At 73.6% G+C, this 15188-nt stretch carries 15 protein-coding genes; 4 read left to right on the top strand and 11 right to left on the bottom strand.

The window, feature by feature from the left end; all coding sequences use genetic code 11:
• Positions 1-412: 412 nt before the first annotated feature.
• Both lepA and ABZS77_RS27190 read right to left on the bottom strand, forming a co-directional pair.
• The gene (gene lepA / locus ABZS77_RS27195; protein ID WP_354828469.1) at positions 413-2290 is read right to left on the bottom strand and encodes a translation elongation factor 4; all 1878 of its coding nucleotides are present in this window, start codon (positions 2288-2290) and stop codon (positions 413-415) included.
• Positions 2291-2406: 116 nt separating this feature from the next.
• Positions 2407-2943, bottom strand: coding sequence for a DUF4240 domain-containing protein (locus ABZS77_RS27190; protein WP_354828466.1), 537 nt, complete (start codon positions 2941-2943; stop codon positions 2407-2409).
• 61 nt (positions 2944-3004) lie between these two features.
• Between ABZS77_RS27190 and ABZS77_RS27185 the strand changes: the two genes are divergently transcribed.
• Together ABZS77_RS27185 and rpsT are read left to right on the top strand one after the other, a co-directional pair.
• Positions 3005-3982, top strand: coding sequence for a phosphotransferase (locus ABZS77_RS27185; protein ID WP_354828464.1), 978 nt, complete (start codon positions 3005-3007; stop codon positions 3980-3982).
• Positions 3983-4167: 185 nt separating this feature from the next.
• Positions 4168-4434 (top strand): 30S ribosomal protein S20, encoded by a 267-nt coding sequence (gene rpsT / locus ABZS77_RS27180; RefSeq protein ID WP_053656074.1) that lies wholly within the window; start codon positions 4168-4170, stop codon positions 4432-4434.
• Positions 4435-4564: 130 nt separating this feature from the next.
• Here rpsT and ABZS77_RS27175 read toward each other — a convergent pair whose 3' ends face one another.
• From ABZS77_RS27175 to nadD, 9 genes are all read right to left on the bottom strand, one after another.
• Positions 4565-5005 carry a hypothetical protein gene (locus tag ABZS77_RS27175; protein ID WP_354828462.1) on the bottom strand — a complete coding sequence of 147 codons (441 nt, stop codon included), beginning with the start codon at positions 5003-5005 and terminating at the stop codon, positions 4565-4567.
• Positions 5002-5982 carry a DNA polymerase III subunit delta gene (gene holA / locus ABZS77_RS27170; protein WP_354828606.1) on the bottom strand — a complete coding sequence of 327 codons (981 nt, stop codon included), beginning with the start codon at positions 5980-5982 and terminating at the stop codon, positions 5002-5004. Before holA ends, ABZS77_RS27175 begins: the two co-directional genes overlap by 4 nt.
• A gap of 165 nt (positions 5983-6147) precedes the next feature.
• A complete protein-coding gene (locus ABZS77_RS27165; RefSeq protein WP_354828459.1) occupies positions 6148-8544 on the bottom strand; it encodes a ComEC/Rec2 family competence protein in 2397 nt (798 codons plus the stop codon).
• Positions 8541-9422, bottom strand: coding sequence for a helix-hairpin-helix domain-containing protein (locus ABZS77_RS27160; RefSeq protein ID WP_354828456.1), 882 nt, complete (start codon positions 9420-9422; stop codon positions 8541-8543). Before ABZS77_RS27160 ends, ABZS77_RS27165 begins: the two co-directional genes overlap by 4 nt.
• 116 nt (positions 9423-9538) lie before the next feature.
• Positions 9539-10312, bottom strand: coding sequence for an SDR family oxidoreductase (locus tag ABZS77_RS27155; protein ID WP_354828453.1), 774 nt, complete (start codon positions 10310-10312; stop codon positions 9539-9541).
• Positions 10313-10316: 4 nt separating this feature from the next.
• A complete protein-coding gene (locus ABZS77_RS27150) occupies positions 10317-11171 on the bottom strand; it encodes a DegV family protein (RefSeq protein WP_354828450.1) in 855 nt (284 codons plus the stop codon).
• Between the two features lie 48 nt (positions 11172-11219).
• On the bottom strand, positions 11220-11879 hold the full coding sequence (locus tag ABZS77_RS27145) for a histidine phosphatase family protein (protein ID WP_354828447.1): 660 nt from the start codon (positions 11877-11879) through the stop codon (positions 11220-11222).
• The gene (rsfS, locus tag ABZS77_RS27140) at positions 11876-12283 is read right to left on the bottom strand and encodes a ribosome silencing factor (protein WP_354828445.1); all 408 of its coding nucleotides are present in this window, start codon (positions 12281-12283) and stop codon (positions 11876-11878) included. The genes ABZS77_RS27145 and rsfS overlap by 4 nt, the downstream gene beginning before the upstream one ends.
• 110 nt (positions 12284-12393) lie before the next feature.
• On the bottom strand, positions 12394-12990 hold the full coding sequence (gene nadD, locus ABZS77_RS27135; RefSeq protein WP_354828442.1) for a nicotinate-nucleotide adenylyltransferase: 597 nt from the start codon (positions 12988-12990) through the stop codon (positions 12394-12396).
• A 98-nt stretch (positions 12991-13088) separates the two neighbouring features.
• Here nadD and ABZS77_RS27130 point away from each other — a divergent pair, with 98 nt between their 5' ends.
• A complete protein-coding gene (locus ABZS77_RS27130) occupies positions 13089-13748 on the top strand; it encodes a PadR family transcriptional regulator (protein ID WP_354828440.1) in 660 nt (219 codons plus the stop codon).
• Positions 13749-13913: 165 nt separating this feature from the next.
• Positions 13914-15128, top strand: a complete 1215-nt coding sequence (locus ABZS77_RS27125; RefSeq protein WP_354828438.1) for an FAD-dependent monooxygenase — start codon at positions 13914-13916, stop codon at positions 15126-15128.
• Positions 15129-15188: the final 60 nt, after the last annotated feature.

The raw sequence follows: 15188 nt of genomic DNA, 5'->3' as shown, positions 1-15188 counted from the left end.
AGGCCTTCTGGCCGGCCCCGCCAACCCCCGGGCGGTAGCCGAAAAATTTCTCCACCCCGGCGACGCCGGCGAACGCCGGCACCCCGAAACCCGCACCGGGACCCGGCGCCGGGCACCCGGAACCCGGAACCCGGAACCCGGGACCCGGGACCCGGCGCCCCACGCCCGACACCCCGGACCCGGGCACCCCGGACCCGGGCACCCCGGACCCGGGCACCCCGGACCCGGGACCGGCACCCGGGCACCCGGGACCTTCACCGCGCGACCTCCGCGCGGCGGCCCGGTGCGCGGGACGTTGCCGGAACCGACAGGATCCGCGCAACGTCGGGGAGACCGGCGCCTCGGCGCAGGCGGTCCGTCCCCGAAAGTGCGCGGATCCTGGTGGCCGGTGCGGCGCACCGGCGCCGGCGGGTTACTTCTTTCCGGCGGCCTTGCCGTCACCGGAGTCGGAGGAGAGGGCGGCGATGAAGGCCTCCTGCGGCACCTCGACCCGGCCGACCATCTTCATCCGCTTCTTGCCTTCCTTCTGCTTCTCCAGCAGCTTGCGCTTACGGCTGATGTCACCGCCGTAGCACTTGGCCAGCACGTCCTTGCGGATCGCCCGGATGGTCTCCCGGGCGATGACCCGGCTGCCGATGGCCGCCTGGATGGGCACCTCGAACTGCTGGCGCGGGATCAGGGTGCGCAGCTTGGCGGCGATGGTGACGCCGTAGTTGTACGCCTTGTCCTTGTGCACGATCGCGCTGAACGCGTCCACCGGCTCGCCGTGCAGCAGGATGTCGACCTTGACCAGGTCGGACGCCTGCTCGCCGGAGGGCTCGTAGTCGAGCGAGGCGTAGCCCTTGGTACGGCTCTTCAACTGGTCGAAGAAGTCGTAGATGATCTCCGCGAGGGGCAGCGTGTACCGCAGCTCCACCCGGTCGGCGGAGAGGTAGTCCATGCCGAGCAGGGTGCCGCGTCGACCCTGGCACAGCTCCATGACCGCGCCCACGTAGTCGTTCGGCGTCAGCACGGTGGCCCGGACCACCGGCTCGTACACCTCGGCGATCTTGCCGGTCGGGTACTCGCTGGGGTTCGTCACGACGATCTCGACGCCGTCGTCCTGGATGGCCCGGTAGACCACGTTGGGTGCGGTGGAGATGAGGTCGAGGTTGTACTCGCGCTCCAGGCGCTCCCGGATGATCTCCAGGTGCAGCAGGCCGAGGAAGCCGCAGCGGAAACCGAAGCCGAGCGCCCCCGAGGTCTCCGGCTCGTAGTCCAGGGCGGCGTCGTTGAGCTTGAGCTTGTCCAGAGCCTCACGCAGGTTGGGGTAGTCGGACCCGTCGATCGGATAGAGGCCGGAGTAGACCATCGGCTTCGGGTCCTTGTAGCCACCCAGCGCCTCGGCGGCCGGCCGGCTGTTGATGGTGACCGTGTCACCGACCCGGGACTGGCGGACGTCCTTCACGCCGGTGATCAGGTAGCCGACCTCGCCGACGCCGAGCGCGTCGGCCTTGACCATCTCGGGTGAGATGACGCCGATCTCCAGCAGCTCGTGCACCGCTCCGGTGGACATCATCTTGATCCGCTCGCGGGCGCTGATCCGCCCGTCGATGACCCGGACGTACGTGACGACGCCTCGGTACACGTCGTACACCGAGTCGAAGATCATCGCCCGGGCGGGCGCCTCGGCGTCGCCGACCGGCGGGATGAACTGCCGGACGATCTCGTCGAGCAGGTGCGGCACCCCCTCGCCGGTCTTGCCGGAGACCCGGATGCAGTCCGCCGGGTCGCCGCCGATGAGGTGAGCCAACTCCTCGGCGTACTTCTCCGGCTGCGCGGCCGGCAGGTCGATCTTGTTGAGCACCGGGATGATGCGCAGGTCGTTCTCGAGGGCCAGGTAGAGGTTGGCGAGGGTCTGCGCCTCGATGCCCTGCGCGGCGTCGACAAGCAGCACGGCGCCCTCGCAGGCGGCCAGCGACCGGGACACCTCGTAGGTGAAGTCCACGTGCCCCGGGGTGTCGATCATGTTGAGGACGGCGTGCTCACCGGCCCGCTCACCCTCGGCGATGGTCCACGGCATGCGGACGGCCTGGCTCTTGATGGTGATGCCGCGCTCGCGCTCGATGTCCATCCGGTCCAGGTACTGGGCGCGCATCTGCCGCGGGTCGACCACTCCGGTGAGCTGCAACATCCGGTCGGCCAGGGTCGACTTCCCGTGGTCGATGTGGGCGATGATGCCGAAGTTCCGGATGCGACCGGGGTCGGTGGCACCAGGGGCGTTCGCGCCGGGATCGAGCTTCGGTGGCACAGCGGTCCGTTCTGGTCGGCTGACGTGAACAGGCCGGCGCGCCGCCGACCCCCTCCATGTTCCCACGCCGCCGGGGCACCCCCGCTGCGCGGGCGACGGATCGGCCCGAGGAACCCTCACTCCAGCGGCGGCTCGACGAAGAGCGCGGCCAGTCGGGGCAGCCTCCGGCGGGCCTCCTCCTCGTCGTCGAAGTCCCAGAAGTCGTTGAGGTCGGGGGTCCGCACCGGGTCGCGGTCCGCCGGCAACTCGGTAGCGGTGGCCTTGCGGTACGCGTCCCAGGGCACCGACAGCATCTGCTCGGCCGAGAACTCCTCCCCGCTGAGCGAGGCCGCCCGCACCTGCGGCAACTCGGCGAGCGAGTCCGGGTCGGCGACCGCGGAGGCGAATACGGCCCGGCCCTGGGCCATCAGCCAGCCCCGGAAGTGCTCGAACCCTTCCGCCGAGGCACCGCCGTTGATCAGGTATGCGGCGCCCCACAGATCCGCCTTGTGCGAGGCGGCCAGCACCCGCGTCTGGTGCCGGGCGTACCCGACGATGTCCTCCGGGTCACGCTCGGCGAGCAGCGCGACGGCCCGCGCGGCCACCGGGCCGGGCTCTCCCCCGCCCCCGGCCCGCGCCTGGTCGATCAGCTGCCAGAAGTCCTCGGTCCTCATGACTTGGCAGTCTGGCAGTGTCGCCGCGCGCCGCGCACGTACCCCGGGGCAGCATGGTGGGGTGTCCTCCCCGCCGTCCGCGCACCATGCGGGCGCGCCGCGCCCGTCGTGGTCGGCGCTGCCCGCGGCGCTGCGGCACGCGATCACCGGTCGCCTCGGCTCGCCGGTGGTCGCCGCCCGGGTCGCCTCCGCCGGCTTCACCGGGGGTTTCGCCGCCGTGCTCGACACCGCCGAGGGAGGCCGGGTCTTCGTCAAGGCGGCGGCCAGCGCGGGGCAGGCACACCTGGCCGACTCGTACGCCCGGGAGGCCGCGATCCTCGACCGGCTGCCGGTGGGCCTGCCCGCGCCCCGCCTGCGGTGGACGCTGTACGAGGCCGGCTGGTTCGTGCTCGGCACCGACGCGGTCGACGGGCACACCCCACACCGGCCGTGGACGCCGACCGAACTGGAGGCCACGCTCGCCGGGTACGCCGAGGTCGCCGCCGCGCTCGCCGACCCGCCGGCCGGGCTGACGGTGCTCGGCCTGCCGCACCTCGCCGACCTGGCCCGCTCGGACATCCTGTGGTGGGAGGAGGTCGCCGCCGGCCGGGAGCCCGCCCCGGCGCTGCCCCTGGCCGTGCGGGACCGGCTGCCCGACCTGGTGGAGCTGGAGTCCCGCCTTCCCCGGTACGCCGCCGGGTCGACCGGCCTGATCCACGGCGACCTGCGGGTCGACAACGTCCTCGTCGACGGGGACGGCCGGGCCTGGTTCTGCGACTGGACGTGGGTGTGTGCCGGGCCGGCCTGGTTCGACCTGGCCGGGTTGCTGCTCACCGCGTACGCCGACGGGCTGGACACCGACCGGCTCTTCGCCACGCACCCGAGCACCGCCGACGCGCCCCCGGACGCGCTGGACGTCACCCTGGCCGCGCTGGCCGGCTACTACCTCACCGGGGCGGACGCGGCACCGCCGACGGTCTCCCCGCACCTGACGGCGCACCGGAGACGCAGCGGCGGGCAGGCGCTCGACTGGCTCGCCCGCCGTCAGGGCTGGCGGTGACACAACCGGCAGGCCCGAGGGCGTATCGTGGTGCCCGGCGAGCCGGGGTCGGCCGCTCGGTGGTCGAGCCGTTTTGGCTCGTCCCGGGCGACCTGGTAACCTGGCTCTTCGCGCAGCGTTGACGCCTGTTCGTCATCCCGCGCACTTAAGCTGACCAACCCGAGCTATCAAGACGAGGCTGTCGCGTGGCGAACATCAAGTCCCAGATCAAGCGCAACCGGCAGAACGAGAAGGCCCGGCTGCGCAACAAGTCGGTCAAGTCGTCGCTGAAGACCGCCGTCCGGAAGTTCAACGAGGCCGCCGAGGCCGGTGACGTCGAGAAGGCCACCGCGCTGATGCAGGAGGCCTCGCGCAAGCTGGACAAGGCCGTCAGCAAGGGCGTCATCCACTCCAACCAGGCCGCGAACCGCAAGTCCGCGATCGCCAAGCGCGTGGTTGCGCTCTCCGCCTGACGCTCGCTGTCAGACTGAATTCGGAAAGCCCCGGACTCCGGTCCGGGGCTTCCGCATATCTGCGGCCCGTGGTGCACTCGGCGGCGATCGTGGGACCGTACCCCCCGCAGGGGCGGTTGCCCTCCAGGGTCTACTGCGACCCGGGGGTGGGTGGGCTCTGCGGCGCGTGGGATTGCGCGGCCGACGCGTCCATCGTCACGACGACCCCGGGCACGCTGTGCCTGACCCACTCGACCCGGGCCCGACCGACGACCGGCTCCATCTGCCTGCGGAAACGGTCCCGCTCCTGCTCGGGCACGAGCGCGGCGGAACGGACGACCGTCGCGGCCACCATGTCGTTGAGCTTGACCATCGCCGCCACCACGGCGGGCAGCACCAGCACCGACCACCAGGTGACCAGCTCGGCGAGGGCCAGCAGCACCGCCAGCGCGATGGTGCCCTCGAAGAAGAGAAAGCAGAGCACGCCCCCAGGGTTGACGAACCGCAGGCCGAGGAGTCTGGCGTACAGCGGCCGGTACCGCTCCTCCTCGGCGGGGATGGTGGCCCACGCCGTACGGTTCGGCCCCGTCACCGGATGCTGCCCTGCCGGGCCGCCGCGACCGAGAAGACGGCACGCTCCAGGGCGTACGCCCGGTCGTCGGAGCCGCCCTTGACCGCCGCGTTGCATTCGGCGGCGACCTGCATGGCCCGGACCAGGCCCTCGGGCGTCCAGCCGCGTCCCTGCCGCTGCGCGCGCTCGATCTTCCACGCAGGCATTCCGAGGCTGCTGGCGAGCTGGTACGCGTTGCCCCGCCCGGCCGACGCCACCCGCGCCACCGTCCGCACCCCGTCGGCCAGGGCGTCGGCGATGGGCACCGGGTCGACGCCGACGTGCAGGGCCCACCGCAGCGCCTCCAGGGCTGCCGGCACGTCGCCGACCATTGTGGCGTCCGCCACCGTGAAGCCGGTCACCTCGACCCGACCCCGGTAGTAGCGGGAGACCGTGTCGGCGCTGATCCGCCCGTCGGTGTCGGCGATTAGTTGGGAGCAGGCGGCGGCCAGTTCGCGCAGGTCATTGCCGACGGCCGCGATGAGCGCCTCGGCGGCGTCGTCGGCGCACCGGCCGCCGGCCCGGCGGATCTCGTCGCGGACGAAGGCGACCCGGTCGCGGTGCCCCTTGAGCTTGGCCGCCGGGACGATCGTCGCGCCGGCCGACCGCAGTCCGTCGGCGAACGCCTTGCCCTTGGCCGCGCCCAGGTGCAGCACCAGCAGTTGCACGTCCGGGTCGGGGTTCTTCGCGTACGCCAGCAGGGCGGCGACCAGGTCCTTGCGGGCGTCCTGACCGGAGCGCAGGATCAGCAGCCGCCGTCCGCCGAACAGCGACGGGCTGAGCATCTCGGCGATCTCGCCGACGGTGAGCGCGCTCGCCTGGTACTCGCGGACGTCCACCTCGGGGTCGACGGCACGGGCCTTCGCGACAGCTTCGGTGACCGCGCGCGTGGCGAGCAGCTCCTCGTCGCCGAGGACGAGCAGAATGGGGGCGAGGCTGGCGGGGGTCACGCCGCCCATGTTCGCACGCCCCACGGCGCGATCGGGCCTGCTCATCCGGCGCTCAGTCGGCGCAGCCCGCACACAGTGCAAATCCAGACATTCACCGTAATTCACCATCTAATTGGCAATAGTGCTGTTCTTTCCGGCCCTGCCGTGCAATTTCCACCGGGAACCACGGTCCGCTCACGACCGACGCCCTGCCGGCACCCCTCGGCGGGCCACCCCCAGGCCGGAGCCGGTGCGGATCACCGCCAGGTCACCGTCGGTGTCGGTCCGCAGCACCCGGGCGCCGCCCCTGCCCAGCCGGGCGAGCAGCCCCGGGTTCGGATGCCCGTACGTGTTGCCGGCACCGACCGGCACCAGCGCGACGGCCGGACGGACGGCGTCGAGGAACCCCGGATCCTGGTACGCCGAACCGTGGTGGGCGACTTTCAACACCTCCGCCCGCAACTGCCCGGGGGCCGTCCGAGCCAGCACCGCGTGCTGCTCCTCGGTCTCCGCGTCGCCGGGCAGCAGGATCCGCACCCCGGCGACCGTGGCACGCAGCATCAGCGAGTTGTTGTTCGGGTCGGATCTGGTGCCGGCGAGCGGGTACGGCGGGCCGAGCACCAGCAGGTCGACGGCACCGACCGGATGGCGGGCACCGGCCACGGTGCTCAGCAGCGCCGCCCGACCACCGGCAGCCTCCCGGACGACCAGCTCGCGACCGCTCTCCGGATCCGTCGAGGGTGGAGTCAGCACGGCCCCCACCCTCCGCCCCCGGAACACTCCGGCCACCCCACCCGCGTGGTCGGCGTGGAAGTGGCTGACCACCAGCAGCGGCACCTCCCGTACGCCGAGCCGACGCAGGCAGGCGTCCACCGCTCCCGGCTCCGGTCCGGCGTCCACCACCACCGCCCGTCCGGGCGCGACGGACAGGACCAGGGCGTCGCCCTGCCCCACCGCGCAGGCCACCACCACCCAGCCCGGCGGCGGCCAGCCGGCAGCAACCAGCCGCACCGGAAGGGCACCCAGCACCCCGGCGACGCCGATCACCGCCACCAGTCGTCGTACGGGGCGTCGGCGCACCGCGACCAGCAACGCGACGGTCAACGCGGCCAGCAGCAGGGCTCCCGACGCTCCGCCCGGCCAGGGCAGGGTGCCGCCCGGCAGCCGGGAACCGTGGCGGGCGATGACGACCAGCCACCACGCCGGCCAGCTCGCCAGCCACGCGGCGAACTCGGCGCCGGCCGGCCACAGCGGCGACACCGTCGCCGCCACCACGCCGAGAATGGTCGCCGGCGCGATGGCCGGCACCGCCAACAGGTTCGCCGGTACGGCCACCAGGCTGACGGTGCCGGAGATGCCCGCGACGACAGGCCCGCAGGCCAGCTGCGCCGCCGCCGGCACGGACAGCGCCTCGGCCAGGCCCGGCGGAACGCCGCGCCGGCGCAGCCCGTCACGCCAGCGCGGCGCGAGCAGCAGCAGGCCGCCGGTGGCAAGCACGGACAGCGCGAACCCGGCATCGCCCGCCAACTCCGGGTCGGCGAGGACCAGCACGGTGATCGCCGCGGCCAGCGCGGGCAGTGCGGCCCGGGGACGACCGGCGGCGAGCGCGGCGAGCCCGATCGCGCCCATCGTGGCGGCCCGTACGACACTCGGCGACGGGCGGACCAGGATGACGAAGCCGACAAGCGCCACCCCGCAGAGGCCGGTGGCGAGCCACGGACCGGCGCGCGTCCAGCGGGCCAGCAACAGCACCGCCCCCACGACAATCGCCACGTTGCTGCCCGAGACGGCATTGAGGTGTGTCATGCCGGTGGCCCGGAAGTCCTCTTCGACGGCGGGCGGCAACCGGCTGGTGTCCCCCACGACCAGCCCCGGTAGCAGCCCGCCCGGGTCGTCGGGCAGCGGCGTGCAGGCCCGTTGCAGGCCGGCGCGGAGCGTCCCGGCGGCGCGTTGCGCCCAGGACGGCGACCCGTGCCGGGTGGGCGGGCCGTTGGTGCTGAGCACCGCACCGGTCAGGTCACCACCGCGTGGAACGCCGAGGCGCCCCTCGGCGGTGAGGCGCTGCCCGGGTAGCAGGCCCCGCCATGCCGGGTCGGTGGCCAGGACGAGCAGCCGCACCGGCGCGTGGATCCGTCGGCCCTCCGGACCGGTGAGCCGGACCAGGTCCGTCGACACCAGCAGCATGCCGGGACGGCCCGCGCTCCGGATCGGACGCGGGTCGTCCCGGACCACCAGGTCGGCGCTGACCGGAGCGCGCTGCTCGGCCAGCGCGCGGATCGGCGGCGCGTCCCGTACGGCGAGCCGGGCCGCGGTGGCCGCCCCGCCGCAGACCACGCCGAGGCCGACCGCGACGACGATCCAGCCGTGGCGGCGTACCACGGCCCGGGGCCGGCCGCAGCGGCCGAGCAGGTGCAGGACGCCCGCTGCCGTCACGGTCGCCACCGCCCCGGTGACCACCACCAGCGGGCGGGTGCCGACGTGCAGGCCGGCGAGCGCGGTGAGCCAGGCGCCCACCGCCAGCCCGGCCAGCCGCAGGTCCGGCGGCGTGGGCTCGGCCTCGGTTCCTGGTGCTGGCGCGACGGAGTCGTTCACACCGTCACCAGGTCCTTCAGCTGCTCGTAGCGGGCGTCCCCGATCCCGTCGACCTGGCGCAGGTCGCCGACGGCCTTGAACCCGCCGTGCTGCTCGCGGTGGGTGAGGATGCGCTGGGCGAGCACCGGGCCCACCCCGGGCAGCGCGTCGAGCTGGGCGAGGGTGGCGGTGTTGAGGTTCAGCGGCCCGGCGGCCGTCGGCGCCCCGCCCGCCGCCGGGCCCGCCGCGCCGCCCGGCACCGGCGGTGGCGTCACCCCGACGACGATCAGCTCGCCATCGGTGACCCTGCGGGCGGGATTGAGCAGCGCCACGTCGACGCCGGGCAGGGCACCACCGGCCGCCTGCACCGCGTCGGCGAGCCGCGACCCAGCCGGCAGTCGCACCAGCCCGGGTCTGCGGACCTTGCCGGCGACAGCCACCACCACCTCACCCGTGCTGGACGCGCCGGGGACGCTCGGCTCGGCCGCGCCGGGGGCCACCACCTCGGCGGTCGACGTGACCGCGTCGGTCAGCGGGGCGACCGGCTCGGCGTGCGGCCGGGAGCGCCAGGCCCAACCGGCCGCGGCCAGCACCACCACCACGGCGACGACTGCCAGTGCCCGCACCCCGCGCCGCCCCGGATCGAACGCCCCGGGCCCGGGCAGCCGCGACGCGAGCCGGGCCGCGCCCGCGCCCGCGTCCGGTTCGACGGACGGCACGTCGACAGGCGCTACGCCCGCGAACGGCACCTCGGCCCGGGGCGACAGCACGGCAACCGGTGGGGACGGCGCCTCGGCCCGGGGCGACAGCACCGCGGCCCGGGGCGACGGCACGGCAACCGGTGGGGACGTCAGCCGGCGAAGCCGCTGGCGTACCTCTGTCTCCTCGTCGTGCGACACGGCCCGACGCTATGGCGGCGGACGGCGCGTCGGGGCGCGCAGACCTGCGTCCTGTGGACGACAGCGCCACTGTGGACAACGCCCTGATCATGCCTCGTTGTGCTAGCGGGGCGGGGTCAGCGGGCCTCCGGGTCGAGGCCGAGAACGGCCCGTCCCCCGTCCACCGGCAGGATGACGCCGTTGACGAAGCTCGCGGCCGGCGACAGCAGGTACGCGACGGCCTCCGCCACCTCGTCGGTCCGCCCGATCCGGCCCACCGGGTGCAGCCGGTTGAGTTCGGCGTCGATCCACTCGGCCTGGGAGGGGTCCTGGGCGGCGAGGAACTCCGCGTGCCGTTCGGTGGCGATCGAGCCGAGCGCGACGGCGTTGGCGCGGATGCCGTGCCGCCCGTATTCGACGGCCAGCGCCCGGGTCAGCCCCTCCACGGCGGCCTTCGCGGTGGCGTACGGCAGGGCGCCGGACACGGGCCGGCGGGCCTGGTGCGACGAGACGTTGACGATCGCGCCGCCGGTGCCGGCGGCGCGGAAGCGACGCACGGCGACGGCGGCGCCCACCACGGCGGGACGCAGGTTCAGCCCGATCAGGTCCAGGATCGTGTCGGCCGACGCGGAGTGCAGCGCGGCGTCACGGAACACCGCCGCGTTGTTGACCCAGCCGGTCAGTGGGGCGGCCCGTTCGGCCAGGTCGGCGGCGTGCTCGGCGACCCGCTCGTCACCGGCGTCGCCGACCACCGGAACGAGCCGGTCGGCGGCGGGGTGCCCGGCCAGCCAGTCGACGGCGTCCGCGTCCCGCTCCACGACGACGACCGTGGACCCGGTGGACACCAGCCGTCGCACCACGGCCCGTCCGATGCCACGACCGCCTCCGGTGACCACGCAGGAGGTGGACACCGGCTCAGCCGGCCGGCCTGCGGTGGACGACCACCGAGGCCAGCCCCGGGCCGGCGTGCGCGGCGACCACCGCGCCCGCCTCGGAGACGTACGTGTCGTGCAGCCGGTCACCGAACCGCTCGGTCAGCGCGGCGAGCAGCGCCTCGGCCCGTTGCGGCGCGGCCAGGTGGTGCACGCCGAGGTCGACGTCGTCGTCGCCGGCCGCCTCGAGGGCCAGGTCGACGAGCCGGGCCACACCCCGGCTGGCGGTGCGGACCTTCTCGCGCAGCACGATCGCCCCGTCCGGCATGTGCATGATCGGCTTGACGGACAGCGCGGTGCCGAGCAGCGCCTCGGCCGCGTTGATCCGGCCGCCCCGGCGGAGGAACTCCAGCGTGTCGACGTAGAACCAGACGGTGGTCCGGGCGACGGCGGCCAGCGCGGCGTCGCGTACCCCGGTCAGGTCGGCGCCGGCCTCGGCGGCGGTGGCCGCCGCGATGGCCGGGAAGCCGAGGCCCATGCCTGTGGAGCGGCTGTCGACGACCTCGACGCGGCCGTCGAAGGCGGCGGCGGCGAGCCGCGCGGCCTCGACCGTGCCGGACAGCGCGGCGGAGATGTGCACCGAGACGACGCCGTCGGCGCCGTCGTCGAGCAGCCGACGGTACGTGCGGGCGAACTGCTCGGGTGCCGGCCGGGAGGTGGTGGCGGTGACCCGCCGGGCGCTCAACGCCAGCGTGGCGTCGGCCGGCTGGGTCTCCACCCCCTCCAGCCCCTCCGCACCGTTGAGCACGACGGTCAACGGGACGACGGTCAGCCGGTGCGCCCGCACCAGCTCGGGCGGAAGGTAGGCGGTGGAGTCGATGACAACCGCGACGGGCATGCCCGGCACGCTAGCCGATCGAGGCGTCGAACGCCGAGGCGGAAGCGTTCAGATCGCGTCGACGACCACCGGGGCGGTGACCAGGCCGACATTGTGTGCCCGCAGCTGCCAGCCTCCGACGTCCTGCGGACGTCCGATGTCCGGCGCGCGGTCGTCGTGCCGCAGCTCGCTCCAGTGGCAGTTGGCCAGGGAGCCGATGGTGCGCAGCACGCTGGTGTCCCAACCGAGCAGGTGGCCGATGCCCTGCCGGGAGCCGCCACCGTGGGTGGCGATCACCACGGTGCCGCCCGGTGCCGCGCCGGCCGCCTCCCGCAACGCCGCGCCGACCCGCTCGCCGAGGTCGTGCAGAGGCTCCAGATCCGCGCCCGGATCGGGGTCGCCGGCCCGCCAGCGCGCGTACTCCTCGGGGAAGCGCTCGGCGACCTCGGTGAGGTGCAGGCCCTGCCACTGGCCGAAGTGCCGCTCGCGGAGCCGGGCGTCGGTGCGTACCGGTAGCCCGGTCAGCGCGACCAGCGCGGCCGCGGTCTCCGTGGCGCGGCTCAGGTCGCTGGACACGATGGCGTCGGGCCGCAGCGCCGCGAGCAGCGGCGCGGCGGCGCGAGCCTGGTCGCGGCCCAGGTCGTTGAGGGGTACGTCGGTCTGCCCCTGGACGCGGTTGGCGGCGTTCCAGTCGGTGTTGCCGTGCCGCCAGACGATCAGTCGGGTCATTCGGCTGCGGCGGGCCCGCCGGCGTCGGCCTCGACAAGGTCGCGGTCGACGAACGGGATGGTGGGGCAGTCCTTCCAGAGCCGGTCGAGCGCGTAGAACTCGCGCTCCTCGGTGTGCTGGACGTGCACCACGATGTCGACGTAGTCGAGCAGCACCCAGCGGCCACCACGCTCGCCCTCGCGGCGGATCGGCTTGGCCTTCTCCGGTAGCTCGAGCAGGCGCTCCTCGATGGCGTCGACGATGGCCAGCACCTGACGCTCGTTGGGGGCGGCGGCGAGCACGAACGCGTCGGTGATGGCGAGCTGGTCGCCGACGTCGATGATCGCGATGTCCTGCGCCTTCTTGTCGGCGGCGGCCTGGGCGGCCGCGATTGCCAGCTCGTGAGCGCGTTCGGAAACTGTCACCGTTCTCCTTCGATCAACCGTGCGATGCTCCAAGCGTCTCACACCCGGCGACGCCTCGACCTGTCAGTTCTGGTCGGTCCGGGGCACGATCCGGTGTATACCGGGCGCGATCAGGGCTGATAGAGGCGCCGCTTGGCGATGTACTGCACCACACCGTCGGGCACCAGGTACCAGACCGGCTCACCCCGGGCGACCCGGGCACGGCAGTCGGTCGACGAGATCGACATCGCCGGGACCTGGATCAGGCTGACCGTGTCCGCCGGCAGGTGCTTGTCGGTCAGCTGGAAGCCGGGCCGGGTCACCCCGATGAAGTGGGCCAGCTCGAAGATCTCGTCCAGGTCCTTCCACGACAGGATGCGTTGCAGCGCGTCCGCGCCGGTGATGAAGAAGAGCTGCACCTTGGGGCCGTACTCGGCCTGGAGGTCGCGCAGGGTGTCGACCGTGTAGGTGGGGCCGCTGCGGTCGATGTCCACCCGGCTGACCTGGAAGCGGGGGTTGGAGGCGGTCGCGATGACCGTCATGAGGTACCGGTCCTCGGCGGGGCTGACCGGCTCGTCGGCCTTCTGCCAGGGCTGGCCGGTGGGGACGAAGACCACCTCGTCCAGGCCGAACCGGTCGGCCACCTCGCTGGCCGCGACGAGGTGCCCGTGGTGGATCGGGTCGAAGGTGCCACCCATGATCCCGATCCGCCGGATATCTTCCTCCACCCCGTGATCGTAGGCCGGGCGTCCGCCGTGGAGGTGCGGGGTCGCCGCACCGATACTCGTTGGCATATACTCGTCAACGAGTAGACGGGAGGTGTCCCATGGGCAAACGGCGCAAGGTCGGCAACCTACTGGCGCTGGCCGTGCTGTCCGCCCTGGTCCAGCGGCCGATGCACCCGTACGAGATCGCCACGGCACTGCGTTCCTGGGGCAAGGACCAGGACATGGAGTTCAAGTGGGGATCCTTCTACACGGTCATCCGCAACATGGACAAACACCACATGATCGAGGCCGTGGAGAGCGTCCGCGAGGGCCGACGCCCCGAACGCACCGTCTACCGCATCACCGACGTCGGGCGGGCCGAGCTGGTCGACTGGGCCCGCGAGCTGGTCTCCACGCCGATGCCGGAGCATCCCCGCTTCCGGGCCGGCCTGTCCGTCCTCGCCGCCCTGCACCCCGACGAGGCCACCGACCTGCTGCGGCAGCGGCTCGACCGCCTGGAGGACGCGATCCACCAGGACCGCGGAACACTCGACACGCACCTGCGGGACATCCCCCGGCTGTTCCTTGTCGAGTCGGAGTACGACCTCGCCATGCGCGACGCGGAGGCCGCCTGGCTGCGGGGGCTGCTCGCCGAGCTGACCTCGGGCAGCTACCCGGGGCTGGACACCTGGCGGGCGTTCCACGAGACCGGCGTGATGCCCGCCGAACTGACCGAACTGGCCGAGAGGACCATCAGCGACCCCGACACCACCGACTGACGGACGGCTCCGGCGGGGTGCGCCAACACCCCGCCGGAGCCCTTACCCCGAACCGACACCTGGGAAGGCGCCCGGCCCGAAGCGGCAACCACGAGGATAACCGGGCTCCCCTCCCAGGTCAGGTCCGCGCACCCGTGCGCGGACAACGACACCCAGGGAGAGAGCATGACCACGGTACGAACCGCGATCGTCATCGGCGGCGGTATCGCCGGACCGGTGACCGCGCTGGCGCTGACCCGCGCCGGCATCACCGCCACCGTCCACGAGGCGTACCCGGCCACCGCCAGCGGGGCCGGCGGCATCGGCGGCACCCTCGCGCTCGCGCCCAACGGCGTGGCGGCCCTGCGCGCGGTCGGCGCGCACGAGGCGGTGACGGCGATCGCCACCCCCATCCACCGCAGCGCCATGGCCGTCGGGAATCGGCGCATCGCCCTGCCCACGCTGACCGGAGTACCGCCGCTGCGGGTGGTGCACCGGGCCGACCTGCACCGCGTCCTGCACGACCGGGCGAGCGCCGAGGGCGTCTCCTTCGTGTACGGCAGCCGGCTGATCGGCGCCGAGCAGACCGACAGCGGGGTGACCGCCCGTTTCGAGGACGGCAGCACCGCCTCCGCCGACATCCTCGTCGGCGCGGACGGCATCCGGTCCACGGTCCGCGGGCTCATCGACCCGTCCGCACCCGGCCCCCGGTTCACCGGCCTGCTCAGCTTCGAGGCTGTCGCCCGGCACGAGGTGGACGTCGAGCCGGGCACGATGACGTTCGCGTTCGGGCGACGCGGCTACTACCTGTACTGGCCGGAGCCCGGCGGCGGCACCCGGTGGGGGGCCAACCTGCCCCAGCAGCGGCCGATGAGCCTCGTCGAGGCCCGGGCCGTACCGGCCGACGAGTGGCTGGAGACGCTGCGCGCCAGCTACGGCGACGACGATCCGGGCCGGCAGTTGATGGCGACCAGCACGGCCGACGAACTCCAGGCGGTCGGCTCGTTGCAGATCATGCCGCCGGTCCCGCACTGGCACCGGGGGCGGATGGTGCTGGTCGGCGACGCCGTGCACGCGCCGTCGAACAGCTCCGGGCAGGGCGCGTCGCTGGCCATCGAGAGCGGGGTGCAGCTCGCCCGCTGTCTGCGTGACCTGCCCGACGTGGAGTCGGCGTTTGCCGCGTACGTGCGGCTGCGCCGCGCCCGGGTCGAGAAGATCGCCGCCCGGGCGGCGCGGATCAACCACGCCAAGGCACCCGGGCCGGTCGCCCGGACGCTGATGCCACTGCTCATGCCGCTGCTGGTGCGCACGGCCATGGACCCGGAGAAGACCGTCGCCGACGAACAGCGGCATGTCATCGACTGGGACGCCCCGGTCACGGCGGAGCCCGCGCTGCGCTGAGGCGAGGCGCGGGGGGGGGTGGGGACGAGCCCCCCACCCCCCCCCAGTCACGCGCCCCCC

This window comes from Micromonospora sp. NPDC005298 (assembly GCF_040607375.1).
Classification (GTDB): domain Bacteria; phylum Actinomycetota; class Actinomycetes; order Mycobacteriales; family Micromonosporaceae; genus Micromonospora.
This window is presented reverse-complemented; position numbering and strand designations above follow the sequence as displayed.

Bases quoted from the DNA above. Each gene is read 5' to 3' on its own strand.
- ABZS77_RS27190 (WP_354828466.1), bottom strand. From the start codon at position 2,943: ATGAGGACCGAGGACTTCTGGCAGCTGATCGACCAGGCGCGGGCCGGG.
- holA (WP_354828606.1), bottom strand. From the start codon at position 5,982: ATGGGCGGCGTGACCCCCGCCAGCCTCGCCCCCATTCTGCTCGTCCTC.
- ABZS77_RS27150 (WP_354828450.1), bottom strand. From the start codon at position 11,171: ATGCCCGTCGCGGTTGTCATCGACTCCACCGCCTACCTTCCGCCCGAG.
- ABZS77_RS27145 (WP_354828447.1), bottom strand. From the start codon at position 11,879: ATGACCCGACTGATCGTCTGGCGGCACGGCAACACCGACTGGAACGCC.
- ABZS77_RS27130 (WP_354828440.1), top strand. From the start codon at position 13,089: ATGGGCAAACGGCGCAAGGTCGGCAACCTACTGGCGCTGGCCGTGCTG.
- ABZS77_RS27125 (WP_354828438.1), top strand. From the start codon at position 13,914: ATGACCACGGTACGAACCGCGATCGTCATCGGCGGCGGTATCGCCGGA.